This window comes from Rhodanobacter sp. G1, from assembly GCF_055397855.1.
This window is the reverse complement of record NZ_AP039674.1, coordinates 1267507-1290939: the sequence shown is the minus strand read 5'-3', so window position 1 is coordinate 1290939 and position 23433 is coordinate 1267507. Positions and strand designations below refer to the sequence as shown.

General features: G+C 68.0%; 25 protein-coding genes. 6 read left to right on the top strand and 19 right to left on the bottom strand.

The genetic code is table 11. The annotated features are described in order from the left end of the window. Positions 1-73: 73 nt before the first annotated feature. Positions 74-1144 (bottom strand): RNA polymerase-binding protein DksA, encoded by a 1071-nt coding sequence (gene dksA, locus ACZ5Z2_RS05835; RefSeq protein WP_464761006.1) that lies wholly within the window; start codon positions 1142-1144, stop codon positions 74-76. Positions 1145-1261: 117 nt separating this feature from the next. Here dksA and yidD point away from each other — a divergent pair, with 117 nt between their 5' ends. Further along, entirely contained in the window at positions 1262-1573 is a 312-nt protein-coding gene (gene yidD, locus ACZ5Z2_RS05830; protein WP_464761005.1) for a membrane protein insertion efficiency factor YidD, read from the top strand. A gap of 4 nt (positions 1574-1577) precedes the next feature. Here yidD and folE2 read toward each other — a convergent pair whose 3' ends face one another. The 7 genes from folE2 to efp all read right to left on the bottom strand — a co-directional run bounded on the left by folE2 (position 1578) and on the right by efp (position 7421). Next, entirely contained in the window at positions 1578-2522 is a 945-nt protein-coding gene (gene folE2, locus ACZ5Z2_RS05825; protein ID WP_464761004.1) for a GTP cyclohydrolase FolE2, read from the bottom strand. Positions 2523-2601: 79 nt separating this feature from the next. Further along, entirely contained in the window at positions 2602-3444 is an 843-nt protein-coding gene (locus tag ACZ5Z2_RS05820) for a squalene/phytoene synthase family protein (protein ID WP_464761003.1), read from the bottom strand. Beyond that, positions 3441-4109: a phosphoglycolate phosphatase gene (gph, locus tag ACZ5Z2_RS05815; RefSeq protein WP_464761002.1), complete on the bottom strand. Its 669-nt coding sequence runs from the start codon at positions 4107-4109 to the stop codon at positions 3441-3443. Before gph ends, ACZ5Z2_RS05820 begins: the two co-directional genes overlap by 4 nt. After that, positions 4106-4810, bottom strand: a complete 705-nt coding sequence (ubiG, locus tag ACZ5Z2_RS05810; protein ID WP_464761001.1) for a bifunctional 2-polyprenyl-6-hydroxyphenol methylase/3-demethylubiquinol 3-O-methyltransferase UbiG — start codon at positions 4808-4810, stop codon at positions 4106-4108. Before ubiG ends, gph begins: the two co-directional genes overlap by 4 nt. A gap of 91 nt (positions 4811-4901) precedes the next feature. Further along, a complete protein-coding gene (locus ACZ5Z2_RS05805; RefSeq protein WP_464761000.1) occupies positions 4902-5153 on the bottom strand; it encodes a YciI family protein in 252 nt (83 codons plus the stop codon). A gap of 140 nt (positions 5154-5293) precedes the next feature. Further along, the gene (locus ACZ5Z2_RS05800) at positions 5294-6625 is read right to left on the bottom strand and encodes a TRZ/ATZ family hydrolase (RefSeq protein ID WP_464760999.1); all 1332 of its coding nucleotides are present in this window, start codon (positions 6623-6625) and stop codon (positions 5294-5296) included. A 226-nt stretch (positions 6626-6851) separates the two neighbouring features. After that, the gene (gene efp / locus ACZ5Z2_RS05795; RefSeq protein ID WP_464760998.1) at positions 6852-7421 is read right to left on the bottom strand and encodes an elongation factor P; all 570 of its coding nucleotides are present in this window, start codon (positions 7419-7421) and stop codon (positions 6852-6854) included. Between the two features lie 108 nt (positions 7422-7529). Between efp and epmB the strand changes: the two genes are divergently transcribed. Both epmB and ACZ5Z2_RS05785 read left to right on the top strand, forming a co-directional pair. Beyond that, positions 7530-8552, top strand: coding sequence for an EF-P beta-lysylation protein EpmB (gene epmB / locus ACZ5Z2_RS05790; protein WP_464760997.1), 1023 nt, complete (start codon positions 7530-7532; stop codon positions 8550-8552). 130 nt (positions 8553-8682) lie between these two features. Further along, entirely contained in the window at positions 8683-10725 is a 2043-nt protein-coding gene (locus ACZ5Z2_RS05785) for an EAL domain-containing response regulator (RefSeq protein ID WP_464760996.1), read from the top strand. Between the two features lie 151 nt (positions 10726-10876). Here the strand turns inward: ACZ5Z2_RS05785 and rplS are convergent, their stop codons facing one another. The 8 genes from rplS to ACZ5Z2_RS05745 form a co-directional block, all read right to left on the bottom strand. Next, positions 10877-11284, bottom strand: a complete 408-nt coding sequence (rplS, locus tag ACZ5Z2_RS05780) for a 50S ribosomal protein L19 (RefSeq protein ID WP_464760995.1) — start codon at positions 11282-11284, stop codon at positions 10877-10879. Positions 11285-11419: 135 nt separating this feature from the next. Continuing rightward, a complete protein-coding gene (gene trmD, locus ACZ5Z2_RS05775; RefSeq protein WP_464760994.1) occupies positions 11420-12172 on the bottom strand; it encodes a tRNA (guanosine(37)-N1)-methyltransferase TrmD in 753 nt (250 codons plus the stop codon). A 4-nt stretch (positions 12173-12176) separates the two neighbouring features. Then, positions 12177-12692: a ribosome maturation factor RimM gene (gene rimM / locus ACZ5Z2_RS05770; protein WP_464760993.1), complete on the bottom strand. Its 516-nt coding sequence runs from the start codon at positions 12690-12692 to the stop codon at positions 12177-12179. 1 nt (position 12693) lies between these two features. Then, complete coding sequence (gene rpsP, locus ACZ5Z2_RS05765) at positions 12694-12948, bottom strand: 30S ribosomal protein S16 (protein ID WP_192105606.1); 255 nt, start codon at positions 12946-12948, stop codon at positions 12694-12696. Between the two features lie 279 nt (positions 12949-13227). Continuing rightward, positions 13228-14607 (bottom strand): signal recognition particle protein, encoded by a 1380-nt coding sequence (gene ffh, locus ACZ5Z2_RS05760; RefSeq protein WP_464760992.1) that lies wholly within the window; start codon positions 14605-14607, stop codon positions 13228-13230. Between the two features lie 54 nt (positions 14608-14661). Then, positions 14662-15993: an alpha/beta fold hydrolase gene (locus tag ACZ5Z2_RS05755; protein ID WP_464760991.1), complete on the bottom strand. Its 1332-nt coding sequence runs from the start codon at positions 15991-15993 to the stop codon at positions 14662-14664. Next, positions 15993-16655, bottom strand: a complete 663-nt coding sequence (locus ACZ5Z2_RS05750) for an SdpI family protein (protein WP_464760990.1) — start codon at positions 16653-16655, stop codon at positions 15993-15995. The genes ACZ5Z2_RS05755 and ACZ5Z2_RS05750 overlap by 1 nt, the downstream gene beginning before the upstream one ends. Next, the gene (locus ACZ5Z2_RS05745) at positions 16655-16939 is read right to left on the bottom strand and encodes an autorepressor SdpR family transcription factor (RefSeq protein ID WP_464760989.1); all 285 of its coding nucleotides are present in this window, start codon (positions 16937-16939) and stop codon (positions 16655-16657) included. Before ACZ5Z2_RS05745 ends, ACZ5Z2_RS05750 begins: the two co-directional genes overlap by 1 nt. Positions 16940-17058: 119 nt before the next feature. Between ACZ5Z2_RS05745 and ACZ5Z2_RS05740 the strand changes: the two genes are divergently transcribed. After that, complete coding sequence (locus ACZ5Z2_RS05740) at positions 17059-17856, top strand: cytochrome C assembly family protein (protein ID WP_464760988.1); 798 nt, start codon at positions 17059-17061, stop codon at positions 17854-17856. Positions 17857-17999: 143 nt separating this feature from the next. On the opposite strand, the gene cgtA is transcribed toward ACZ5Z2_RS05740, so the two are convergent. From cgtA to rplU, 3 genes are all read right to left on the bottom strand, one after another. Next, the gene (gene cgtA / locus ACZ5Z2_RS05735; RefSeq protein ID WP_464760987.1) at positions 18000-19070 is read right to left on the bottom strand and encodes an Obg family GTPase CgtA; all 1071 of its coding nucleotides are present in this window, start codon (positions 19068-19070) and stop codon (positions 18000-18002) included. Positions 19071-19215: 145 nt separating this feature from the next. Next, entirely contained in the window at positions 19216-19473 is a 258-nt protein-coding gene (rpmA, locus tag ACZ5Z2_RS05730; protein ID WP_464760986.1) for a 50S ribosomal protein L27, read from the bottom strand. A 20-nt stretch (positions 19474-19493) separates the two neighbouring features. Continuing rightward, complete coding sequence (rplU, locus tag ACZ5Z2_RS05725; protein WP_367844208.1) at positions 19494-19808, bottom strand: 50S ribosomal protein L21; 315 nt, start codon at positions 19806-19808, stop codon at positions 19494-19496. Positions 19809-19999: 191 nt separating this feature from the next. Between rplU and uvrA the strand changes: the two genes are divergently transcribed. Both uvrA and ACZ5Z2_RS05715 read left to right on the top strand, forming a co-directional pair. Further along, positions 20000-22939, top strand: coding sequence for an excinuclease ABC subunit UvrA (gene uvrA / locus ACZ5Z2_RS05720; protein WP_464760985.1), 2940 nt, complete (start codon positions 20000-20002; stop codon positions 22937-22939). Then, positions 22936-23433 (top strand): acyl-CoA thioesterase, encoded by a 498-nt coding sequence (locus tag ACZ5Z2_RS05715; protein WP_464760984.1) that lies wholly within the window; start codon positions 22936-22938, stop codon positions 23431-23433. Before uvrA ends, ACZ5Z2_RS05715 begins: the two co-directional genes overlap by 4 nt.

Sequence of the window (23433 nt, the reverse complement as noted above, 5' to 3'; positions counted from 1 at the left end):
ACTGTCTCCAGCAAAAAGCCCCGCTCGCGGCGGGGCTTTTTGCTGCGACGCATAGCGTAACGATGCGCCTTGCTCAATCCCCCATCTGCTTCTGCAGATGCTCGCGGCGCTCCTGCGCGTCCAGCGACAGCGTGGCGATCGGGCGCGCGTCGAGGCGATCCACGCCGATCTCCTCGTCGGTTTCCTCGCAGTAGCCGTAGCTGCCTTCCTCGATGCGGCGCAGCGCCTTGTCGATCTTGGAGATCAGCTTGCGGTAGCGGTCGCGGGTGCGCAGCTCCAGCGAGTTCTCGGTCTCGCGGGTGGCGCGCTCGGCCTCGTCGCCCACGTCGCGCACCTCCTCGCGCAGGTTGTCCATGGTCTGGCGCGATTCCTCGACGAGCTGGTCGCGCCAGTCGCGCAGCTTGTTGCGGAAGTAGGCCAGGTGCATCGGGTTCATGTACTCCTCCTTGGGGGAGGGGCGGTAACCCTTGGGCAAGGCGATCTGGGTGGTGGCCGGCAAGGCGTAGCGCCCGTCTTCGCGGGTAACGCCGTTGTCGAGGTTCTTGGCTGCCGATTTGTTCATTGCGGATGGGGCGTTTTTCGATGTCTTGTGGGGGGTGCTGGCCGTGGCGTCCGCTGCACGCGGCAGCACCATGGCCGTGGCGCTCGCCACCTTGCCCTTGGGCAGGGCGGCGGGCGGAGCGGGTTTCTTCTCGACAGGCGCCGCCTTGGCTGGCTGGGGAGCGGCGGACTTGGCGACGACTGCCGGTTTCGCAACGGCCTTCTTCGCGGTCGCGGGCTTGGCAGCCGGCTTGGCGGGCTTCTTCGCCGTGGGCTTGGCGACCACCTTGGGCGCGGGCTTGGGTGCCGGTTTGGCGACCTTCTTCGCAGCCGGCTTGGCCACCGGCTTCTTCGCGACGGGCTTGGCCGCTTTCTTCGCCGCCGGCTTGGCGACCTTCTTCGCCACTGGCTTCTTCGCCGGCGCTTTCTTCGCGACAGGTTTCTTTGCCGCCGCCTTCTTCACGGCCGGCTTGGCTGCCTTCTTCGCGACAACCTTCTTGGCAGGTGCCTTGGCGCCAGCGGCTTTCGCCTTGGCGGATGCGGTGCTGCCCGCCTTCCCTTTCGAAGCCTTGGCTGCGGTCGAACTGCGCGTGGTTTTCGCCATCTTCCTTCACCATTTATTGGCCTTGGCGGCCGGGTGTTATAGCCCATGTACCCTGCACCGGCAAGCCGGCTTCTGGGATACTCGCAACACTAACTGGCGACGAGTTGTTCCAGCAACGTGAATGTGCCGACCCGATTCCTGCTGTTCCTGCTGCGCCTCTACAAACGCTGGCTCAGCCCCCTGATCGGACAGCATTGCCGTTTCTACCCCACTTGCTCGGATTATGCACGCGGCGCGATCGTGCGCTTCGGCCCCTGGCGCGGCTGCGCGCTCACCGCATGGCGGCTGTTGCGCTGCCAGCCGCTGTGCTCGGGCGGCGAAGATCCGGTGCCGGAGCGGTTTCGTTTCGTGCGGTGCAGGCACCACCACGACGGCGCGGACGCGCCGCATGCTCCCCAGCCCCTGCCGCAGGCAGACGAGGGGCGCTGAAGGCTCAGGGCGAACCGAAGCCGCCCGCCACGCCCTTGCTGGCGTAGGCCACCGCATCGTGCGGATGCAGGCTTTCCTGGTGCTCCACCCGCACGTGGAAATCGGCGAGACGCTCGTCGGCATCCAGCGCCAACTGGATGCGCCGCGCGGCGTCCTCGCAGAACATCAGGTTGCCGCCGTTGGCGAGCGCGAAGGCCTGTTCGTCCTCGCGCTTCACCGCGGTCTGCACCGGCGTGCCCAGCGCCTGCTCCACGCGGTCGAGGGTGTCGATCAGGTCGAACGGCACCCCTCCCTTCAGGCGCACCAGCAGGCGCGCCACGCTGCGCTGCGCGTGCGGCGTGGCGACGATGCCGCGCTCGCTGCCCAGCCAGGCCAGCACGGCGGCGTGGTCGACGGGTGCGGCCGCATCGAAATCTTTCGCGAACTGCTCCTGGATCAGCTGCCGCGACAAGGCGGCGGACGCAGGACAGGTGGAGGAATAGACCACCTCGGTGCCCAGCTCCAGCCGGAAGCCCTCCGGCCCCAGGCTGGCTTCCACCGAAACGGGATAGCTGCGCCAGCCGCTGTGGCCGCTGCGCAGGGCGTTGCGGCGCACCAGCGCGTCGAAGCGGATGCTGAGGCGGGCACGATCGGACAGCCCGCCGTGCGATTCGAGGAAGGCGCGCAGCAGGTTTTCCAGCACTGCCGCGCTGAGCGTTTGCGTGCCCAGGTGATGGTCGACCAGCAGGTACAGCCGCGACATGTGGATGCCGCGCTTGTCGGGATGCACCAAGTTGACGAAGGCGCCGACCTGGGCGCTGGCACGCTGCGCCTCGCCGTCGCCGGCGTCGAAGCGCACCGGCGCCTCGATGCCGTCCATGCCCACCCAGTCCAGCGCACCGCGCAGATGCGGCTGCGCCTGCGCGGCGACGTCGGGCATCAGGCGTGTGGTGTTCTCGTGGCTGTGCATGGGCGTACTCGTGGAGCGGAGTCGTCTATTTTGGGCCGGTCTGGCGCATTGCAACAGGCGATGGCGGGAAACGCTGCGTTCAAGCGGGCGCGATCGACCGCCAGCGCTGCGCCGCACGCCATGCGGCAAAGGTGGCGCCAAACCCTCCCTGCCCGCCTCGCTGCAGCACGGCCAGCGGATCGCCCGCGCCGCGTGCGCGGCGCAGCAGGCGCTCGGCCTCGCGCGATTCCAGCGCGCGGAACACGCCGAGCGGCCCCGACAGCCGGGCCGCTTCGCGCCAGGCCGATTGCAGGTCGGCCAGTTGCGCCTTGACCGCTTCGTCGCGCGCCGTGCTGCGCTGGCGCAAGGCGTTGCGGGCAAGGCCGTAGCGGGCCAGCCGCGCCATCGGCAGCGGCAGGCGGTCGCGCTCGGCGTCGTCTTCCAGCCGGCGCAGGGCGTACAGCAGGTGGCCGAGCGTGGCCACGCGCGCGGCGCGTTCCGGCGAGGCCTCGCCGCCGTACCACCACGCAGTTTCCAGCGCGGCCAGCGCACCATGCAATGAACCTGCGGCAGCGAGCTGGGCGGGGAAATCCGCCGCCGTGCCCTCTTCCAATTGCGCCATCGCGGCCAGCACCGGCGCCAGCCAGCGTTCGGCGGCGATGGCGTGGGCGCGTTCGTCGTCGAACAGCACCTGGGTCAGCGGATGGCGGCCGCCGCTGGCGGCGGCGCCGGACAGTTCCTCGGCCCACCAGTTGAGCTTGCCCAGCGCCACGTGCGGTTCGCGGATGCCGTAGGCGGCGGACAGCAGCTCCTGTTCCAGCGCGGCCAGCGCGACGTGGCCGGGATACTTCGCCGGATCGACGAAGGCCAGCGCCATGCGCTGCGCCGGCTGCACCGCCAGCCACTTGTCGACGTAGCTCTGCAATGCGCCCAGTTCGCTCACGTGCCGGCCTGCAGCAGTTCGGCCAGCTGGTGCGGATGGTCGAGCACCGCGTCGGCGCCCCAGCTGTCCGGGTCGCCGCCGTCGAGGTAACCCCAGCGCACCGCCACCGTGTACAGGCCGGCGGCGCGGCCGGCCGTGATGTCGCGCGCGTCGTCGCCCACGAACACGCTGCTGGCGGGATCGATGCGCGCGTGTTCGCAGGCCAGCAGCACCGGCGCAGGATCGGGTTTCTTCACCGGCAAGGTGTCGCCGCAGACCACCGCGCTGGCGCGCAGATCCCAGTCCATGCGCTGGATCAGCTCCTCGGTGAGGAAGCCGGGCTTGTTGGTGACGATGCCCCAGCGCAATTCGCGCGCCTCGATCATTTCCAGCAGCGGCGCCACGCCGTCGAACGGGCGCGTGTGCGTGGCCAGCATGCCCTGGTAAAGCTCGAGGTAGCGCGGCATGCGCGCCAGCAGCGCTTCGTCGTTCTCCTTGAACGCGCAGCGCAGGATCGCGCGGCTGCCACGCGAGACCACCTCGCGTACCGTGGCGTAGTCCGGCGCGGGCGCGCCGACCTCGGCGCAATAGGCCGCCAGCGCGGCGTGCAGGTCGGGCGCGCTGTCGAGCAGAGTGCCGTCGAGGTCGAACAGCACGCCCTCGATGTTCGCAGGCAAGGGCTTCATGCCGGCTTCCTTGCGCAGAGGATGTAGTTCACCGCGGTGGTGCGGCTCAGCCATGCCTTGCGGCTGAGCGGGTTATAGCCGAGGCCGCTGACGTCCTCCAGCTCCAGGCCCTCGATGCGCAGCAGGCGCGCGAGCTCGGAGGGCTTGAGGAACTGCGCGTAGTGGTGCGTGCCGCGCGGCAGCAGGCGCATCAGGTATTCCGCGCCGAGGATGGCCGCGCCGAACGCGGCCGGCGTACGGTTGAGCGTGGACAGGAACACGCGGCCGCCGGGCTTGAGCATGGCGGCGAGGTCGTGCACCAGGGCGGCAGGATCGGGCACGTGCTCGATCAGCTCCATGCAGCACACGACGTCGAACGAAGCCGGTTCGGACTCCGCCAGTTCCGCCGAGGATTGCTTGCGGTAATCCACCTTGAGGTTGGACTCGTGCAGGTGCAGCCGCGCGATCCCGATCACCTTGTCGCCCAGGTCGATGCCGGTGACCTCGGCGCCGGCGCGCGCCAGCGCCTCGCTGAGCAGGCCGCCGCCGCAGCCCACGTCGGCGACCCTGGCGCCGCGCAGGTTCGCGCGCGCGGCGACGTAATCGGCGCGCACGGGGTTGAGGTCGTGCAACGGGCGCGATTCGCCGTCCGGATCCCACCAGCGCGCGGCCAACTGGTCGAAACGGGCAATCTCGGCGGGGCTGACGTTGGCAGCGGTCATGTTCGGATCCAGGGTGGGCGCATCAATCTATTGAAAAGGGTGGCGACGGCCGGTCGCTGCCCGATCTTCGCGCCCATGGATGGGCGCCGGTTCAAACATGCCACTCGTACACCGTGACGTCCCAGCCGCCGCTGGTGTACGCGGGATCGCGGTGAACCATCGCCTGGGCCTCGGGCAGCGACTCGGCAAGCAGCAGATAGGCACCGCCACTGCCGTCGCCGAACGGCCCGGACAGCTCGATGCGCTGCTGCGCGCGCAACCCGTCGAGGAAGGCGCGGTGTTGCGGCACCACGGCCGGATCGAGCTGCGGGCGGCGCATGAGCATGACGAGATAGCGGTTCATGGCGGAAGCCTATTGAAAAGTGCGGCCACGGATGGCCGCTTTTTGATCTTGGCGCTCATGGACGAGCGCAGAATCCATCTGAAAGTGCGGCCATGAATGGTCGCTTTTTGACTTTTGCGCTCAAGGATGAGCGCCAAGATTCAGCTTGTCGCGATGCGTTCGCGCCAGGCGCGCGTGCGGGCGAGGATGGCGTCCACGTCCATACCCACCAGCTCGCGCGCGGCCAGCTTGCGGCGACCGGCGATCCACACGTCGCTGACCTGGTGACGCCCCGTGGCGTAGGCCAGTTGCGAGGCCACGTGGTACAGCGGCTGGGTCTCCAGGTCGGACAGCCGCACCGCGGCGAGGTCGGCCTGCTTGCCCGCCTCGATGGAACCGATCTTCGCCTCCAGCCCCATCGCCTTCGCGCTGCCCAGCGTGGCCGCGCGCAGCGCGCTGGCGGCATCCAGGGCGGCGGCATCGTTGGCGACTGCCTTGGCCAGCAATGCGGCGGTACGCAGCTCGCCGAACATGTCCAGGTCGTTGTTCGACGCGCAGCCGTCGGTGCCGATGGCGAGGTTCACGCCGGCCTTGCGCAGCTTCTCCGCCGGGCAGAAGCCGGAGGCGAGCTTGAGGTTGGATTCGGGGCAATGCACCACCGACACGCCGGCCTCGGCACAGGCGGCGATCTCGCCGTCGGTGAGTTGGGTCATGTGCACGGCGATCAGGCGGTCGTTGACCAGGCCCAGCTTCTGCAGGCGCTGGAACGGGCGCAGGCCGCTCTTCTTCTTTTCTTCCTCGACCTCGTGCGCGGTCTCATGCAGGTGCAGGTGCACCGGAATGTCGAGCTGGTCGGCCAGCACGCGGATGCGCTCGAAGCTTTCGTCGGACACCGTGTACGGCGCATGCGGCGCGAACGCGGTGGAGACCAGCGCGTCGCCGCGGAAGCTGTCGTGCACTTCACTGGCGCGCTCGAAGTATTCGTCCTGCGACTTCGCCCACGCGGTGGGGAACTCGATCACCGGCAGACCCACCACGGCGCGGAAACCCAGCTTGCGGTAGGTGGCGCCGATGGCGTCGGGGAAGAAGTAGTTCTCGTTGGCGCAGGTGGTGCCGCCGCGCAGCATCTCGGCCACCGCCAATTCCACGCCATCGCGCACGAACTCGGGGCCGATCACCTTGGCCTCGGCCGGCCAGATGTGCTGCTGCAGCCAGACCATCAGCGGCAGGTCGTCGGCCAGGCCGCGCAGCAGGGTCATCGGGTTGTGGGTGTGGGCATTGACCAGGCCGGGGATCAGCGCGTGCTCCATGAGGCGCACGGTTTCGCGCGGTGCGTAGGCGGCACGGGCATCGGCGATGGGCAGCAAGGCCACGATGCGGTCGCAGTCGATCGCCACCGCGTGATCTTCCAGCACCACGCCGTGCGGCTCGACCGGGACAACCCAGCGGGCTTCGATGAGGAGGTCGATGGACTGGGGCTGCGTGTCGCTCATGTAAAGACTCCATCAGGCGGATAAGCGAAGGGCGGCCCACCTTGCGGCGCCGCCCCTTGGCTCGTCATTTTGCCCGTCATTCCGGCGTAGGCCGGAATCCAGTTGGGTACTCGTGCGTAGCACGCTGAATATATCGAACGCTGCGCGTGAGTACTTCATTGGATCCCGGCTTTCGCCGGGATGACGAACCGGCAAAGGCGCGGGCGAATGCCCGCGCGCCGGTTCGTCACTTGCCGACGCGGCTGACGTATTCGCCGGTGCGGGTGTCGACCTTGATGATTTCGTCCTGGCCCACGAACAGCGGCACGCGCACCACGGCGCCGGTTTCCAGCGTGGCCGGCTTGCCGCCGCCGCCGGAGGTGTCGCCGCGCACGCCGGGGTCGGTCTCGGTGATCTTCAGCTCGACGAAGTTCGGCGCCTGCACCGCGATGATCTCGCCGTTGAACAGGGTGACCACGCACTCTTCCTCGCCCTTCAGCCACTTCGAGGTCTCGCCGATGCCGGCCTTGCTGGCCTGGTGCTGCTCGAAGCTTTCCTGGTGCATGAAGTGCCAGAACTCGCCGTCGGAGTACAGGTACTGCATGTCGGTGTCGGTGACGTCGGCGACTTCGAAGGAGTCGCTGGACTTCATCGTCTGCTCGGTGGTGCGGCCGGTCTTCAGGTTGCGGATGAAGATGCGGGTGAACGCCTGGCCCTTGCCGGGCTTGATGAACTCGGCTTCGGTGATGATCCACGGATCGTTGTTGTGAAGGATCTTCATGCCCTTCTTGACGTCGTTGAGACCGGCGGTAGCCATGCGGTGAACTCCAGGAGGTGAATGGTCGGGGCCCGAACGCCCTCGCGCCGCCATGGACGGCTAGAATGGATGGTTCGAGGGTCCGGTACGGCCCGGACAAGGCCACACATGATAACCGCAAGCCTCGGCGCACGCATTACATCTGCCTCCGGCACGCCGGACGGCGACTGGCGGCAACGGTGGCGCGAGGCCGTCACCGACGCTTCCGAACTGCTCGCCCTGCTTGGCCTGTCTACGCTCGCCGCGAAGCTGCCGCCGGCGGACGCCGGCTTCGCCCTGCGCGTGCCGCGCGGCTTCGTCGCCCGCATGCGCCCCGGCGACCCGCGCGACCCGCTGCTGCTGCAGGTGCTGCCGCAACTGGCCGAGCTGGACGAGGTACCCGGTTTCGTCGCCGACGCGGTGGGCGACCTCGCCGCGCGCGAGGCGCAGGGCGTGCTGCACAAGTACCACGGCCGCGCCCTGCTGATCGCCAGCGGCAGTTGCGCGATCAACTGCCGCTACTGCTTCCGCCGGCATTTCCCCTACGGCGAGGAAATGGCCGCCGCCGGCCAGTGGAGGAAATCGCTGGAGCACGTGCGGCAGGACGCCAGCATCGGCGAGCTGATCCTCTCCGGCGGCGACCCGCTGGCGCTGTCCACCGCCAAGCTGGAGGAACTGTCGCGCGGGCTGGCCGACATTCCGCACGTCGCCCGCCTGCGCATCCATACCCGCCTGCCGGTGGTGCTGCCCGAACGTATCGACGCAACCTTCACGCGCTGGCTGGCAGACCTGCCTCTGCAAAAGGTGGTGGTGCTGCACGCGAACCACGCCAACGAATTCGATGCCGGCGTGGATGCCGCCTGCGCCCGCCTGCGCGAGGCCGGCGCCACCCTGCTCAACCAGTCGGTGCTGCTGCAAGGAATCAACGACGCTGCCGATACACTGATTGCGCTGTCCGAGCGCCTGTTCGCCGCAGGCGTGCTGCCGTACTACCTGCACCAGCTCGACCGCGTGCAGGGTGCCGCGCACTTCGAGGTGGACGACGCTCGCGCGCTGGCGCTGACGGATGCGCTGCGCGCGCGCCTGCCCGGCTACCTGGTGCCGAAGCTGGTGCGCGAGGTGTGCGGCGACCCGTCCAAGCGCCCGCTGTAGGCGTGCGTCCCGTCATGCGCGTTTGGATGTCCGCTGGCAGTTGTGCCGACAATCCGCTACAACCCAGTTGTGCACCGCCCCGCCCGGAAGGCGAACGGACTTACCTGCTCATCGCGACATCGGCTACACCATGAAAAAAGACTTCGTCATCCGCATCCTCTTCATTGAACACTCGGTCGAAGAGGCGGAACAGATCATCAGCCTGCTGCGCAACACCGGCATCGCGGTGCGTCCGGCGCGCGCCACCGCCGCCGACCAGGTGCAGGCCGCGCTGGCCGAATTGGAACCGGATCTGGTGCTGTTCGATCCCGCCAACGGCGCAGTCACCTTGCCTGAAGTGATCCGCATGCTGGACGCCCACGGCAGCGACTACTCCCTGCTGGGCCTGGTCGGCGCGTTGGACAACCACCAGATCGCCGAACTGTTCGAACAGGGTGCGCAGGGCATCGCCACGCGCGGCATGCCCAGCCAGTTGCTGGCCGTGCTGCGGCGCGAATTCGAGGCCTTGCAGAACCGCCGCGCGCTGCGCCGGCTCGAGGCCACCCAGCGCGAACTGGAGCGCCGCTGCGACGCGCTGCTCGATTCCTCCCGCGACGCCATCGCCTACGTGCACGAAGGCGTGCACGTGCGCGCCAACCAGGCCTACCTGGAAACCTTCGGCCACGAGAGTTTCGACGACCTGCTCGGCATGCCCATCCTCGACATGATCGATGCCGTCGACCTCGACGAGTTCAAGAGCCTGCTGCGCGGCCACACCCGCCAGGAAAAGCTGCCGAACCAGGTCAGCCTGCACGCGCGCCGCGCCGACGGCAGCCAGTTCGACGCCAACGTGGAGTTTTCTCCGGCCACGTTCGAGGGCGAGCCCTGCCTGCAGATCGTGTTCCGCCGCCAGGCGGTCGACCCGGCCATGCTCGAACAGCTGCAGCGCGACCCGGTCACCGGCCTGTACAACCGCGCGCACATGCTGGAACGCATCGACCATGCGGTGACCGACGCCGCCAAGGGCAAGAAGGGCCAGGCGCTGCTGCTGATCGAGCCGGACAACTGGACCGGGCTGGTGGGCGGCATCGGCCTGGGCAAGGCCGACGAACTGCTGGTCGGCTTCTCCGACCGCGTGCGCATGCTGCTGGACGCCAACGACACCGCCGGCATGCTGGCCGAACACACCTTGGGCGTGATCCTCGACGCCCGTTCGGACGAGGCCATCCGCGAGTGGATCGCCAAGCTGCAGCAAAGCATCGCCAGCCAGATCTTCGACGCCGGCTCGCGCTCGCTCGCGGTCACCGCCAGCGTCGGCGGCAGCCTGCTCGGCGAAAAGAACGCCAATGCCGAGCTGCTGCTCAACCAGGCCAGCCAGGCGCTTCGCTCGGCGCAGAGCCTGGGCAGCAACCAGGCGGAACTGCACGACCCCGCCGCGCGCGAGAAGGCCGACGAGGAGCGCGAGCGCTACTGGCTGGATCTGCTGCGCAAGGCGCTGGAAGGCAAGGGCCTGATGCTCTACCACCAGCACACCATCAGCCTGCAGGACGCCGAAGGCGACTATTCGGAGATCCTGCTGCGCATGGACGGCCCGCAGGGCGAGGTGCTGCCGGGCTTCTTCATGCCGATCGCCGACAAGCACGGCCTCACCGGCGCCATCGACCGCTGGGTGCTCGACCAGGCCATCACCGCGCTGCAGCGGCGCGAGGGCATGGGCCAGCAGACCACGTTCTTCGTCAAGCTGACTGCCGCCTCGCTGCAGGATCCCACCTTCCTCGACTGGCTGGGCGGGCGCCTTGCGCAGGCCGCGCTGAAGCGCGGCCGCATGGTGCTGGAGATGACCGAGAGCAAGGTGATGACCCTGCTGCGCCCCGCGCAGGAGTTCCTCGCCGGCTGGAAGAAGCTCGGCGGCCGCTTCGCGCTGGAGCAGTTCGGCTCGGGCCTCAACTCGTTCCAGTTGCTCAGCCACATCGATGCGGACTACCTCAAGATCGACCGCAGCTACATGGCCGACCTGCCGAAATCGCCCGACAACCAGAAAAAGGTCGCCGAAATCTGCCAGCAGGCGCGCGAACTGAAGAAGCTGACCATCGCCGAATGGGTCGAGGACGCCACCAGCACCTCGCTGCTGTTCGCCGCCGGCGTGGACTTCGTGCAGGGCAACTTCCTGCAGGTGCCGCAGCGGCTGGATTGAGGCGTGCCGTGCGTCGCAGGGCGCACGCGCAGGCCAGGCCGCAGGGTTTCCGGCGGCGCCCAGGCGACCGGGCATACCGGGAACGGAAAGCATGAAAAAACCCGCGGAGCGATCCGCGGGTTTTTCGTTGCCTTGAAGCAGACGCTTGCGCTTACTCGGCGCTGGCGGCAGCGGCGGCGGCAGCCTTGTTCGCGGCCTTGATGGCGGCGGCGGCGGCGACGTCTTCCTTGATGCGGGCAGCCTTGCCTTCCAGGTTGCGCAGGTAGTACAGCTTGGCGCCGCGCACCTTGCCCTTGCGCTTCACCTCGACCGAGTCGATCGCCGGGCTGTGCGCCTGGAACACGCGCTCCACGCCGGTGCCGTGCGAGATCTTGCGCACGGTGAAGGCCGAATGCAGGCCGCGGTTGCGCTTGGCGATGACGATGCCCTCGAAAGCTTGCACGCGCTCGCGATTGCCTTCCTTCACCTTGACGTTGACCACCACGGTGTCGCCGGCGCCGAACTCCGGCAAGGGACGGGTGATCTGCTCGGCTTCGAACTGCTGGATGATCTTGTTCATGGCGACCTCAGTGGTTTGCGACGTTCCGTGCCGCGGTAGTTCTGTCGGCGGCCATCCACGACCGCGATTGTCATTGGTTAGTTGCGATCATCCCGATCGCGAGGATCAAACAGCGGCCATCCGTGTCCGCACTCTTCAACTTCCACCCGCCGCGCGATGTTCGCGACGGAATTCTTCCAGCAACGCACGGGATTCCGCATCCAGCGCGCGTTGCGCCAACAGCTCCGGGCGCCTGAGCCAGGTCCGGCCCAGCGCCTGCTTCAGACGCCAGCGGCGAATCGCCGCGTGGTCGCCGGAGAGCAGCACCGCCGGCACCTCGCCGTAGGCGTCCCGCACTGGCTTCGCGTAGTGGGGACAGTCCAGCAGGCCGTTCGAGAACGAGTCCTGCTCGGCGGACTGCGCATCGTTCAACGCGCCGTCCTGCAACCGCCCCACCGCGTCGATCACCACCGCGGCACCCAGCTCGCCGCCGGACAGCACATAGTCGCCGATGGAAAGCTCCTCGTCGACCTCGTGCGCCAGCAGGCGCTCATCCACACCCTCGTAACGCCCACAGAGCAAGGCGATGCGCGGCATCTTGGCCAGCGCTTCCACCTTGCCCTGCGTCAGCCGCGCTCCCTGCGGACTGAGGTAAATCACGTGCGCCGGTTCCGGCGCCGCCCCGCGCATGGCCTTGAGGGCCGCCCGCAAGGGCTCGATCAGCATCACCATCCCGGGCCCGCCGCCGCAGGTGCGGCCGTCCACGGTACGGTAGTTGTCGGTGGCATAGTCGCGCGGGTTCCAAGTTTCCACCTGCAGCAACTCGCGCTGCTGCGCGCGTCCCACCACACCAACGGCGGCGCACTGGCGGATGAAGTCGGGAAACAGCGTGACGACATCAACACGCACGACCCTAGAACTCCGGATCCCAGTCCACCACCATGCGCCCGCCGGACAAGTCCACCGAACGCACGACACTGCCCTGGATGAAGGGAACCAGCCGCTCGCGCCCGCCGTCCCGCACCACCACCACGTCGTTGGCGCCGGTGGCGAACAGGTGACTGACCCGTCCGAGCGCCGTGCCTTCGGTGGTGACGACCTCGAGTCCTTCGAGATCGACCCAGTAGTACTCATCCTTGCCGGGAGGCGGCAGCTGCTCGCGGGCGACGTGGATGTCGCTGCCGACGAGGGCGGCTGCCGTGTCGCGGTCGTCCACGCCGGGCAGGCAGGCCACCAGGCCCTTGCCCTGCGGGCGCCCTTTGGCTCCCGTGATCTCCTTGACCACATCCGGCGCCGTTGTCAGCAGCCAGGGGTGGTAGTCGAAGATCTTCGTGCGCGGCTCGGTCCAGGATTCGATCTTGACCCAGCCCTGCACGCCATACAGCCCGACGATGCGCCCGACCGGGACGCGCCGACCGGCTTCAGACACTTCAGGCAGCCTGCTGCTTGCCGGCTTCCTTGACGAGCGCGGCGACCTTGTCGCTCAGCTGGGCGCCCTTGCCCACCCACTCCTGCACGCGCGCGACGTTCAGCTCAAGGCGCTTGTCCTTGCCCGAGGCGACCGGGTTGTAGAAACCCACGCTCTCGATGTTGCGGCCGTCGCGCTTGTTGCGCTGGTCGGTGACCACGACGTGGTAGAACGGGCGGCCCTTGGCGCCACCGCGCGAAAGACGAATCTTGACCATGATGAAAGCTCCAGAGATGCCGGAATCGCCGGCCGCACGCACGAAGCCGTACGCGGTAAACGCGGCATTTTAGGGGGATGTGATTGAAAAAGGAAGAGGTTATGCGGTTCGCGGCGTAGCGGGGGCAGCCAGCTCGAAAAGCCAGAGCCTTGCCTGACTGCCCGGGAAGGGCAGTCGTGCCCTTCCCGGGCTCGCCAAGGCCGGCAAGCCGGCCTTGGCTCCGTTCCCATCGCATGGCGATGGGAACGAGCGGGCCATCCTTGGCCCGCGCTGCCGCCCCTAGCGGGGCGGCAGCATGCCGCCCATCCCGCCCATGCCCTTCAGCGCACCGCTCATCTGGCGCAGCAGGCCCTTGCCGCCGCCCCTGGAGAGCTTGGACATCATCTTTTCCATCTGCATGTACTGCTTGAGCAGGCGGTTGACGTCGGCGGGCTGGGTTCCCGAGCCGCGCGCCACGCGGGCGCGGCGCGAGCCGTTCAGCAGGTCGGGGTGGCGGCGCTCCTTCGGCGTCATCGAGCCGATGATCGCCACCATGCGCTTGATCTCGCCGTCGTTGACCTTGGATTTCACGCTGTCGGGCAGGCCGGAGACGCCGGGCAGCTTGTCCATCAGGCCGGCCAGGCCGCCCATGTTGTTCATCTGTTCCAACTGGTCGCGCATGTCCTCCAGGTCGAAGCGCTTGCCCTTCATCACCTTCTGGGCCAGCTTCTGCGCCTTCTCCTGATCGACCTTGCGCTCGACTTCCTCGACCAGCGACAGCACGTCGCCCATGCCGAGGATGCGCTGCGCGAGACGATCCGGGTGGAACGGCTCCAGCGCGTCGGTCTTCTCGCCGGCGCCGAGGAACTTGATCGGCCGGCCGGTGACGTAGCGCACCGACAGCGCCGCGCCGCCGCGGGCGTCGCCGTCGGTCTTGGTCAGCACCACGCCGGTGAGCGGCAGCGCGTCGGCGAAGGCCTTGGCGGTGACGGCGGCGTCCTGGCCGGTCATCGAGTCGACCACGAACAGGGTTTCGACCGGGGTGATCGCGGCGTGCAGCGCCTTGATCTCGGCCATCATCGCCTCGTCCACGTGCAGGCGGCCGGCGGTATCGACCAGCAGCACGTCGACCACCTCCTTGCGCGCGGCAACGATCGCCGCCTTGGCGATCTCGACCGGATCCTGCCCCGCCTCGGACGGGAAGAACTTCACGCCCACCTGTTCGGCCAGCGTGCGCAACTGCTCGATGGCGGCCGGACGGTAGACGTCGCAGCTCACCACCATCACCTTTTTCTTCTTGCGCTCGGTGAGCAGGCGCGCCAGCTTGGCCACGGTGGTGGTCTTGCCCGCACCCTGCAGGCCGGCCATCAGCACCACCGCCGGCGGCGTGACGGCGAGGTTCAGTTCGCTGTTGGCGGTGCCCATCACCGCGGTCAGCTCGTCGCTGACCACCTTCACCAGCGCCTGGCCGGGCGTGAGGCTCTTCATCACGTCCTGGCCCACCGCGCGCACCTTCACGCGCTGGATCAGCGCCTGCACCACGGGCAGCGCCACGTCGGCTTCCAGCAGGGCGATGCGCACCTCGCGCAGCGCCTCGCGGATGTTTTCCTCGGTCAGCCGGCCGCGGCCGCGCAGGCGGTTGACGGTGGCGGAGAGGCGTTGGCTGAGCGATTCGAACATGGGCGCGGCATCGGTATGAGCGAACTGATGATTATAACCGAGGCCGCCACCCGCTCAGCGTGCCGGTTGCGCTTTCACCCAGGCCGCGATGTCGGCGATCACCTGCGCGTCCACGCGGGCAGGCGCCCTGTAGTCGGCCGGGGTTCCGGTCTTGCCCGCCGGCATGAACAGGTGGCTGAGGCCGGGATACAGGTGGAACGTCGTGTACGGCCGGCTGGCCAGCACCCGCTGCCAACGCGCGAAGTCCAGCGTGGGCGACACCTGGAAATCGCTGCCGCCCTGCAGGATCAGCATGGGCAGCGTCGTCGCCTTCGCGTCGGCCACCGCATCGACCCGCGACCAGCTCAGCCAGTAGCCCTGCGGCATGCCGGCGAACGTGCCTTGTGGCGCCGGCTGGCCGGGAGCGACGGCGGCCAGCAGTTTCCGTTCCCGCTCATCCGCCTGCACGGCCTGTTCGACCGCCGCCGGCGGACGTCCCGCCTTGGCTTGCTGCTCGCGCACCTGCTGCTCGATCACGTCGAAAATCCGCCGCGCCGGCGCCGCCAGCAGCACCAGCCCGGCCAGTTGCGGGTCGCGCTGGCCAATGCGCGGCGCCATCATCGCGCCCAGGCTGTGGCCGAGCACGAACACGCGTTTCGGGTCGATCCCTTTCTGCTGCGCCAGCAGATGGGCTGCCGCCACGGCATCGTCGGTCACCTCCGCGTCGATCACGAGCCCGGCGCCGCCTTCGGAATGATCGAAGGTGCGCTTGTCGTAGCGCAGCGAGGCGATGCCGGCGCGCGCCAGCCCTTCGGCGATGTCGCGGAACGGCTTGTTCGGGCCGATGGTCTCGTCCATGTCGTGCGCGCCGGAGCCGGCCACCAGCACCACTGCCGGGAACGGCCCGGTTCCCGCAGGCAGGGTCAGCGCGCCGTGCAGCGGGCCGACCGGCGTCGGCACGTCCAGCGGCGACACCCGCACGCCATCGGCCTCGACGTGGGCCTGCACCGCCGTGGCGGCGAGCGCTTCCGCAGGCACGAAGCGGTAGCTGCCGATCTTGTCCTGCGCGTCGCAGGCTGCCACGAAACCCAGCTGCATGTTGGCGAAGCTCAACGTCGCGCCGGCAACGGCATGGCCGGCAAAGCTTTTCCGCCCCACCACGCCATGCGATTGATAGGCGCCAAACGTGCCTTGCAACTGCTTCCACACCTGTTCGAGCCTGGCGGCATCCAGCTTGCTCGCGACCGCATCGTCGAAATCCTTGCGCGCACCGGCGTAATCGCCATCTGTCAGGGCATCCAGCGACGCGGCCGCATGAGCCACGCAGGCCGGCGTGGGCGCATCGGCGGCACGAACGGCCGGCACGGACAGGACGACCGCAGTCAACAGGACATACAAAGATTTCATCACGCATCTCCTTCCGACGGGTGGCGCCGTTCGAGGCGCCGATAGATGAAGTACGAGCACGCGTGCGGGATCAGCAGCACGACCACCACGGCGGCCAGCGTCCATCCCGCCATGGCGCCGGCCAGCGCGAGGACGGCCATCGCCATGCCGGCCAGCACGTATACCCAACCGGCCAGCCGATGCGTGCGTTCCCACACCGCTTCGCTGGCCAGCGTCCACGGCGTGCGGATGCCAACGAAGAAGTTGCGGCGCAACTTGCCCATGTAATTGCCCAGCACCATCAGCAGCACGCCGACCGCCAGCGGCGCGACGGTCGCCATGGGCACGGCATGGCCCGCGCCGGCCAGCATGACCGCGATGCCGAGCACCAGCATCACGCCCTGGATCGCCAGCATCAGCGCGGCGTAGATGCCGGCGAAGGATTCCATTCCGAAACGCTTTGGCGAAATGCGCGGCAGCACTACCGCGAGTGCTGCCAGGCCGAGTATCAGCATCGGCCACATGGCCACGGCCCAGAATCGGGACGAATAGCCATTCGGCTGTCCATCGGCAGCCCAGTGGGTCGCCACGCGCGCCGGCATGTGCGGGTAAAGCCAGACCGACACGCTGACGGCGATGGCCACGAACACGACGGAAACGATCAAGCTGCGTGCGGGTTTCATCACTTGTCTCCAACCTTGCCCTTGGCGGGGAACAGATCCATCAGCATCCGCGCGAGATCCTCGAACACGGTGCTGTTGAGCGAATAGACGATGTACTGGCCGCGACGCTCGGTACGCACCAGGTCGGCGTGCTTGAGCACGGCGAAGTGGTGCGACAGCGAGGCCGGCGTGATGTCGAACGCCTCGCCGATCTCGCCAGCGGTGAGCGGGCCGCCCTGCAGGCGCTTGAGGATCGCGCGCCGGGTGGGATCGGCCATGGCCTTGAACACTTCCTGCTGCTTCATCGGATGCGTCATCCAGGGAATGTTTCTAGATATTTAGATATTTTTCTAAATATTGCAAGTGCTGTCGCGCGATTTGCCGCGTTCACGAGCCGCGGAAGCGTGTGCGACACTTCCAGACCATGCCGCTCGCCCTGCCTACCATCCTCGCCATCGTGTTCTACTTCGGTAGCGCCAGCCTGCTGGCCGCGCCACTGACCGGCTGCCCGCGCACGCCGCAGCGGCTGGGCCTGGCTGCGGCAACGCTGGCCGTGCTGCTGCACATCGCGGTGCTGCTGGGCGCGCACGGCGGGCGGCTGGATCTGCACTTCTTCGCCGCGCTGTCGCTGGTCGCCTGCGTGGTGGCGGCGCTGACCCTGCTGGTGAACCTGTCGAAGCCGGTGGCCGGGCTGGGCGTGATCGTGTTTCCGCTGGCGGCGCTGCTGCTGGGGCTGGACGTGTTCCTGGCGCCGCCCACCACGCCGAATCCGCTGGACTGGCAGATCAGCCTGCATGTGGCGATCGCCCTGCTCGGCTACAGCCTGCTGTCGATCGCCGCGGTGGTGGCGATGCTGCTGGCGGTGCAGGAGCGCGCGCTGCGCACGCACCGCCCGATCCGGCTGGTGCGCGCGCTGCCGCCGCTGACCCAGACCGAGGCGCTGCTGTTCCGCCTGATCGGCGCCGGCTTCGCCCTGCTCACGCTCACCCTGCTGAGCGGCCTGCTGTTCATCCAGAACATCCGTGCGCAGCACCTGATCCACACCACGGTGCTCAGCGTGCTCGCGTGGCTGATCTTCGGCACCCTACTGTGGGGACGCTGGAAGCACGGCTGGCGCGGGCGCAGCGCGGTGAACCTGTGCCTGATCGGCATGGCCGTGCTGCTGCTGGCCTTCTTCGGCAGCAAGGCGGTACTGGAGCTGATCCTTCATCGCACGGTGTAGGAGTCTGGGATCCGTTCGTGTCGAGCGTCGCGGAACGAAGTTCCGCGAAGTCGAAACACTTTGCCCAGCCGCACCATCCAGCCCTTCGACTTTGCGCCTGCGGCGCGACGCTCAGGGCGAACGGCCCCGGAACGACCGCCCCGTCACTCGCCGCGCAACCGCACGTCGCCGGGCGCGATTTCGGCACGTTCTTCCGCACGCGCCACGCGCTGTTCCTCGAAGAAACGCTGCACCTGCTGGCATACCGCCATGGTGTTCTCGCGCGCCAGCGCGGAGACGAGGAACCACGGCTCCTGCCAGTCGAGGCGGCGCACGATGCCCTCGGCCACCTGCTGGCGCTCGTCCTCGGGCAGCGCGTCGGACTTGTTCAGCACCAGCCAGCGCGGACGCTCCAGCAGTTCCGGGTTGAACTTCGCCAGCTCGTGCTCGATCGCGCGCACCTGCTCCACCGGATCGGTACCGTCGATCGGGGCGATGTCCACCAGATGCAGCAACAGGCTGGTGCGCGCCACGTGGCGCAGGAACTGGATACCGAGGCCTGCGCCGTCGGCCGCGCCCTCGATCAGGCCCGGGATGTCGGCGATCACGAAACTCTGGTCGGTGCCCAGGCTCACCACGCCGAGGTTCGGGTGCAGGGTGGTGAACGGGTAATCCGCCACGCGCGGCGTGGCCGCCGACACCGCGCGGATGAAGGTGGACTTGCCCGCGTTGGGGAAGCCGAGCAGGCCCACGTCGGCGAGCAGGCGCAGCTCCAGCTTCAGCTCGCGCGATTCGCCCGGCGTGCCGTTGGTGAACTGGCGCGGCGCGCGGTTCACCGAGCTCTTGAAATGGATGTTGCCCAGGCCGCCCTTGCCGCCCTGCGCCACCAGCAGGCGCTGGCCGTGCGCGGTGAGGTCACCGATCATCTCGTCGGTGTCGACATTGGTGACCATGGTGCCCACCGGCACGCGGATCGTGGTGTCCTCGCCGCCCTTGCCGTACATGTCGCTGCCCCTGCCGTTCTCGCCGCGCTCTGCCTTGTAGCTGCGCTGGTGGCGAAAATCGATCAGGGTGTTGATGCCCTCGTCGGCCACCAGCCACACCGAGCCACCGCTGCCGCCATCGCCCCCGTTCGGCCCGCCGAACGGGATGAACTTCTCGCGGCGGAAACTCGCGCAGCCGTTGCCGCCGTCGCCGGCCTGAACCTTGATGATTGCTTCGTCGACGAATTTCATGGGAGGCGGGCTTCGGGATCAGGAATGGGAAAAGCGCGCCCATGGTACGTCGGGCGCGATGCAGGCAGGGCGAAGGTTCTTTGGAACGCCCTGCAAAAACAAAAGCCCCGCCGAAGCGGGGCCCTTGCAGCAGCTTCGGAAAGGATCAGGCCTTCACGACGCTGACGAAGCGGCGATTGTTCTCGCCGCGAACCTTGAACTCCACCGTGCCGTCCACCAGGGCGAACAGGGTGTGGTCGCGGCCGAGGCCCACGCCGGTGCCGGCATGGAACTGGGTGCCGCGCTGACGCACGATGATGTTGCCGGCCTCGACGGCCTGGCCGCCGTAGATCTTCACGCCGAGGTACTTCGGGTTCGAATCGCGACCGTTGCGGGACGAACCTACGCCTTTTTTATGTGCCATGACTGTGTGCTCCGGCTAAATCAGGCGTTGATGCCCGTGATCTCGACTTCGGTGAAATGCTGACGGTGTCCCTGCTGGCGCTTGTAATGCTTGCGGCGGCGGAACTTGATGATGCGGATCTTGTCGGCACGGCCGTGCTTGCGCACGGTGGCGGACACGGTGGCGCCGGCCACGGTGGGCGCGCCGACGGTGATCGACTCGCCTTCGCCGACCAGCAGCACCTGGTCGAACTTCACGGCGGCGCCTTCTTCGGCGTCCAGCAGCTCCACGCGCAGGACGTCGCCCTGCTGCACGCGGTACTGCTTGCCGCCGGTCTTGATGACTGCGTAGCTCATGGGATTATCCCTTCTGTCGTTATTCTCTTGGGTTCCGTCACGGCCTTTCGGGCCGGACGAACCGCAGATTATAGCCAGCCGGCGCGGCGCTGGTCAAATCATGACCAGCCGGGAACCTGCGGACAGCATCGGGCAATAACTAACCTGCCCGGTTTGGTATAGTCCACTTTTTCCCCTTCACGACCCCACGCATGGACACCATCCGCATCCGCATCCGCGGCGCGCGCACGCACAACCTCAAGAACATCGACCTCGACCTGCCGCGCGACCGGCTGATCGTGATCACCGGACTGTCCGGCTCCGGCAAGTCCTCGCTGGCCTTCGACACCATCTACGCGGAAGGCCAGCGCCGCTATGTGGAATCGCTGTCGGCGTATGCGCGGCAGTTCCTCTCGATGATGGAGAAGCCGGACGTCGACCATATCGAGGGCCTGTCGCCGGCAATCTCGATCGAGCAGAAGTCCACCTCGCACAACCCGCGCTCCACTGTGGGCACGATCACCGAGGTGTACGACTACCTGCGCCTGCTGTACGCCCGCGTGGGCACGCCGCGCTGCCCCGACCACGGCATCCCGCTGGAGGCGCAGACGGTGAGCCAGATGGTGGACGCCACCCTCGCGCTCGATCCCGAGAAGCGCTGGATGCTGCTGGCCCCGGTGGTGCGCGAGCGCAAGGGCGAGCACGTGCAGGTGTTCGAGCAACTGCGCGCACAGGGCTTCGTGCGCGCCCGCGTGGACGGCGCGGTGTACGACCTCGACGCGGTGCCGCCGCTGGGCCTGCGCATCAAGCACACCATCGAGGCGGTGATCGACCGCTTCCGCCCGCGCGAGGACATCAAGCAGCGCCTCGCCGAGTCCTTCGAGACCGCGCTGCGGCTGGGTGACGGGCTGGTGATCCTCGCCGACATGGACGACGCCTCCGCGAAGGAACAGCTGTTCTCCTCGCGCTATTCCTGCCCGGTGTGCGACTACTCGCTGCCGGAGCTGGAGCCGCGCCTGTTCTCGTTCAACTCGCCGGTGGGCGCCTGCCCGTCCTGCGACGGCCTCGGCGTGACCCAGGTGTTCGACCCCGCGCGTGTGGTGGGCCACCCGGAGCTGCCGCTGTCCGGCGGCGCGATCCGCGGCTGGGATCGGCGCAACCCGCACTATTTCCAGATGTTGCAGTCGCTGGCCGCGCACTACGGCTTCGACGTGGACACCCATTGGCAGGATCTGCCCAAGGCCACCCAGCAGGCGATCCTGCACGGCAGCGGCAAGGAGAAGATCGCCTTCCGCTACCTCACCGAGCGCGGTGGCCGGGTGACCCGCGAGCATGCCTTCGAGGGCATCCTCCCCAACCTGGAGAGGCGCTACAAGGAAACCGAGTCCACCGCGGTGCGCGAGGAACTGGCGAAGTACATCAGCGACACGCCCTGCCCCGCCTGCGAAGGCCAGCGCCTGAACCGCTCGGCGCGCAACGTGTTCGTTGCCGACCACGCGCTGCCCGCGCTCACCCACCGCTCCATCGACGACGCGCTGGCGTTCTTCGCGGAACTCACGCTCACCGGCTGGCGCGGCGAGATCGCGGCGAAGATCATCAAGGAGATCCGCGAGCGCCTCACCTTCCTCAACGACGTCGGCCTCAACTACCTCACGCTGGATCGCCAGGCCGACACGCTGTCCGGCGGCGAGGCGCAGCGCATCCGCCTCGCCTCGCAGATCGGCGCCGGCCTGGTCGGCGTGATGTACGTGCTGGACGAACCCTCCATCGGCCTGCACCAACGCGACAACGAGCGCCTGCTCGGCACGCTCACCCGCCTGCGCGACCTCGGCAACACGGTGATCGTGGTCGAGCACGACGAGGACGCCATCCGCATGGCCGACCACGTGCTCGACATCGGCCCCGGCGCCGGCGTGCACGGCGGCGAGGTGGTGGCGCAGGGTACGGTGAAGGACATCCTGGCCTCGAAGCGTTCCGTCACCGGCCAGTTCCTTTCCGGCGAACGCGCCATCGAGGTGCCGAAGCAGCGCCGCCAGCCCAACGACGATTCGTACTGGTTGCGCTTGCACGGCGCCAGCGGCAACAACCTGAAGGACGTGGACCTGGACATCCCCGCCGGGCTGTTCACCTGCGTCACCGGCGTCTCGGGCTCGGGCAAGTCCACCCTGGTCAACGACACCCTGTTCCGCCTCGCCGCCAGCGAACTCAACGGCGCCAGCACGCAGCCCGCGCCGTTCAAGTCGGTGGAAGGCCTGCAGCTGTTCGACAAGGTGGTGGACATCGACCAGTCGCCGATCGGCCGCACGCCGCGCTCCAACCCGGCCACCTACACCGGCCTGTTCACGCCGCTGCGCGAGCTGTTCGCGCAGGTGCCCGAGGCGCGCGCGCGCGGCTACGAGCCGGGCCGCTTCAGCTTCAACGTGCGCGGTGGCCGCTGCGAGGCCTGCGAAGGCGACGGCATGTTGAAGGTGGAGATGCACTTCCTGCCCGACGTCTACGTGCCCTGCGACGTCTGCCACGGCAAGCGCTACAACCGCGAGACGCTGGAGATCCACTACAAGGGCCACACCATCGCCGACGTGCTCGACATGACGGTGGAGGACGCGCTGAAACTGTTCGAGAACGTGCCGGTGATCGCGCGCAAGCTCGACACGCTGCGCGCGGTTGGGTTGGACTACATCAAGCTCGGCCAGAGCGCGACCACGCTGTCCGGCGGCGAGGCGCAGCGCGTGAAGCTCTCCAAGGAGCTGAGCAAGCGCGACACCGGCAACACGCTGTACATCCTCGACGAGCCCACCACCGGCCTGCACTTCCACGACATCGAGCAACTGCTCGACGTGCTGCACCAGTTGGTGGACCAGGGCAACACCGTGGTGGTGATCGAGCACAACCTCGACGTGATCAAGACCGCCGACTGGGTGGTCGACCTCGGCCCCGAGGGCGGCGCGGGCGGCGGCCGCATCCTGGTCAGCGGCACGCCGGAAACCGTGGCCGCCACGCCCGAGTCGCACACCGGCCGCTTCCTCGCGCCGCACCTGAAACAGGCCAAGGCCAAGTCCACCGCCGCGAAGCGGGCGAAGAACGAACTCAAGCACATCGCCTCGGCCGACAAGCACAAGCCGATGCGCGGAAAAAAGAAGAAGACCCCATGAGCAAGACCGACAACGCATCGCCCAAGCCCGCACGCCGCGGCAAGAAGGCCGAGCCTGCTGCCGCGGCACCGGCGACCACCGAAGCAACGCAGGCCATGCCGCAACCGCTGTTCACGGCGGACATCGCCGCGCGCTGGCGCGACCTCGACGCCTTCAACCACGTCAACAACTCCAACTACCTCACCTACCTAGAAGAGGCGCGCCTGCAGTGGCTGAGCCACGTGCCCGGCCCGTGGTTCGACGAGCACAGCATGCCGGTGATGGCCGCCGTGCAGCTCAACTACCGCCGCCCGATCGAGTGGCCGGCGCAGCTGCACGTGGAGCTTTTCTGCGAGCGCATCGGCAACAGTTCGATGACCATCGCCCACCGCCTGGTGGACGCCAACGACGGCGAGCGCCTGTACTGCGACGGCCACGTGGTGATGGTGTGGATGGATCCGGCCACCGGCAAGCCGGTATCGCTGCCGGAAGCGATCCGCGCCGCGGTTGCCTAG

Excerpts from the sequence above, each read along its gene's own strand:
- rpmA (WP_464760986.1), bottom strand. The coding sequence starts at position 19,473 with ATGGCACATAAAAAAGGCGTAGGTTCGTCCCGCAACGGTCGCGATTCG.
- rplS (WP_464760995.1), bottom strand. The coding sequence starts at position 11,284 with ATGAACAAGATCATCCAGCAGTTCGAAGCCGAGCAGATCACCCGTCCC.
- ACZ5Z2_RS05800 (WP_464760999.1), bottom strand. The coding sequence starts at position 6,625 with ATGAGCGACACGCAGCCCCAGTCCATCGACCTCCTCATCGAAGCCCGC.
- ubiG (WP_464761001.1), bottom strand. The coding sequence starts at position 4,810 with ATGACCGCTGCCAACGTCAGCCCCGCCGAGATTGCCCGTTTCGACCAG.
- ACZ5Z2_RS05750 (WP_464760990.1), bottom strand. The coding sequence starts at position 16,655 with ATGAAACCCGCACGCAGCTTGATCGTTTCCGTCGTGTTCGTGGCCATC.
- ACZ5Z2_RS05740 (WP_464760988.1), top strand. The coding sequence starts at position 17,059 with ATGCCGCTCGCCCTGCCTACCATCCTCGCCATCGTGTTCTACTTCGGT.
- cgtA (WP_464760987.1), bottom strand. The coding sequence starts at position 19,070 with ATGAAATTCGTCGACGAAGCAATCATCAAGGTTCAGGCCGGCGACGGC.
- gph (WP_464761002.1), bottom strand. The coding sequence starts at position 4,109 with ATGAAGCCCTTGCCTGCGAACATCGAGGGCGTGCTGTTCGACCTCGAC.
- ffh (WP_464760992.1), bottom strand. The coding sequence starts at position 14,607 with ATGTTCGAATCGCTCAGCCAACGCCTCTCCGCCACCGTCAACCGCCTG.
- epmB (WP_464760997.1), top strand. The coding sequence starts at position 7,530 with ATGATAACCGCAAGCCTCGGCGCACGCATTACATCTGCCTCCGGCACG.
- ACZ5Z2_RS05755 (WP_464760991.1), bottom strand. The coding sequence starts at position 15,993 with ATGAAATCTTTGTATGTCCTGTTGACTGCGGTCGTCCTGTCCGTGCCG.
- ACZ5Z2_RS05745 (WP_464760989.1), bottom strand. The coding sequence starts at position 16,939 with ATGAAGCAGCAGGAAGTGTTCAAGGCCATGGCCGATCCCACCCGGCGC.
- ACZ5Z2_RS05785 (WP_464760996.1), top strand. The coding sequence starts at position 8,683 with ATGAAAAAAGACTTCGTCATCCGCATCCTCTTCATTGAACACTCGGTC.
- rplU (WP_367844208.1), bottom strand. The coding sequence starts at position 19,808 with ATGAGCTACGCAGTCATCAAGACCGGCGGCAAGCAGTACCGCGTGCAG.
- folE2 (WP_464761004.1), bottom strand. The coding sequence starts at position 2,522 with ATGCACAGCCACGAGAACACCACACGCCTGATGCCCGACGTCGCCGCG.
- efp (WP_464760998.1), bottom strand. The coding sequence starts at position 7,421 with ATGGCTACCGCCGGTCTCAACGACGTCAAGAAGGGCATGAAGATCCTT.
- ACZ5Z2_RS05805 (WP_464761000.1), bottom strand. The coding sequence starts at position 5,153 with ATGAACCGCTATCTCGTCATGCTCATGCGCCGCCCGCAGCTCGATCCG.
- dksA (WP_464761006.1), bottom strand. The coding sequence starts at position 1,144 with ATGGCGAAAACCACGCGCAGTTCGACCGCAGCCAAGGCTTCGAAAGGG.
- uvrA (WP_464760985.1), top strand. The coding sequence starts at position 20,000 with ATGGACACCATCCGCATCCGCATCCGCGGCGCGCGCACGCACAACCTC.
- rpsP (WP_192105606.1), bottom strand. The coding sequence starts at position 12,948 with ATGGTCAAGATTCGTCTTTCGCGCGGTGGCGCCAAGGGCCGCCCGTTC.
- ACZ5Z2_RS05715 (WP_464760984.1), top strand. The coding sequence starts at position 22,936 with ATGAGCAAGACCGACAACGCATCGCCCAAGCCCGCACGCCGCGGCAAG.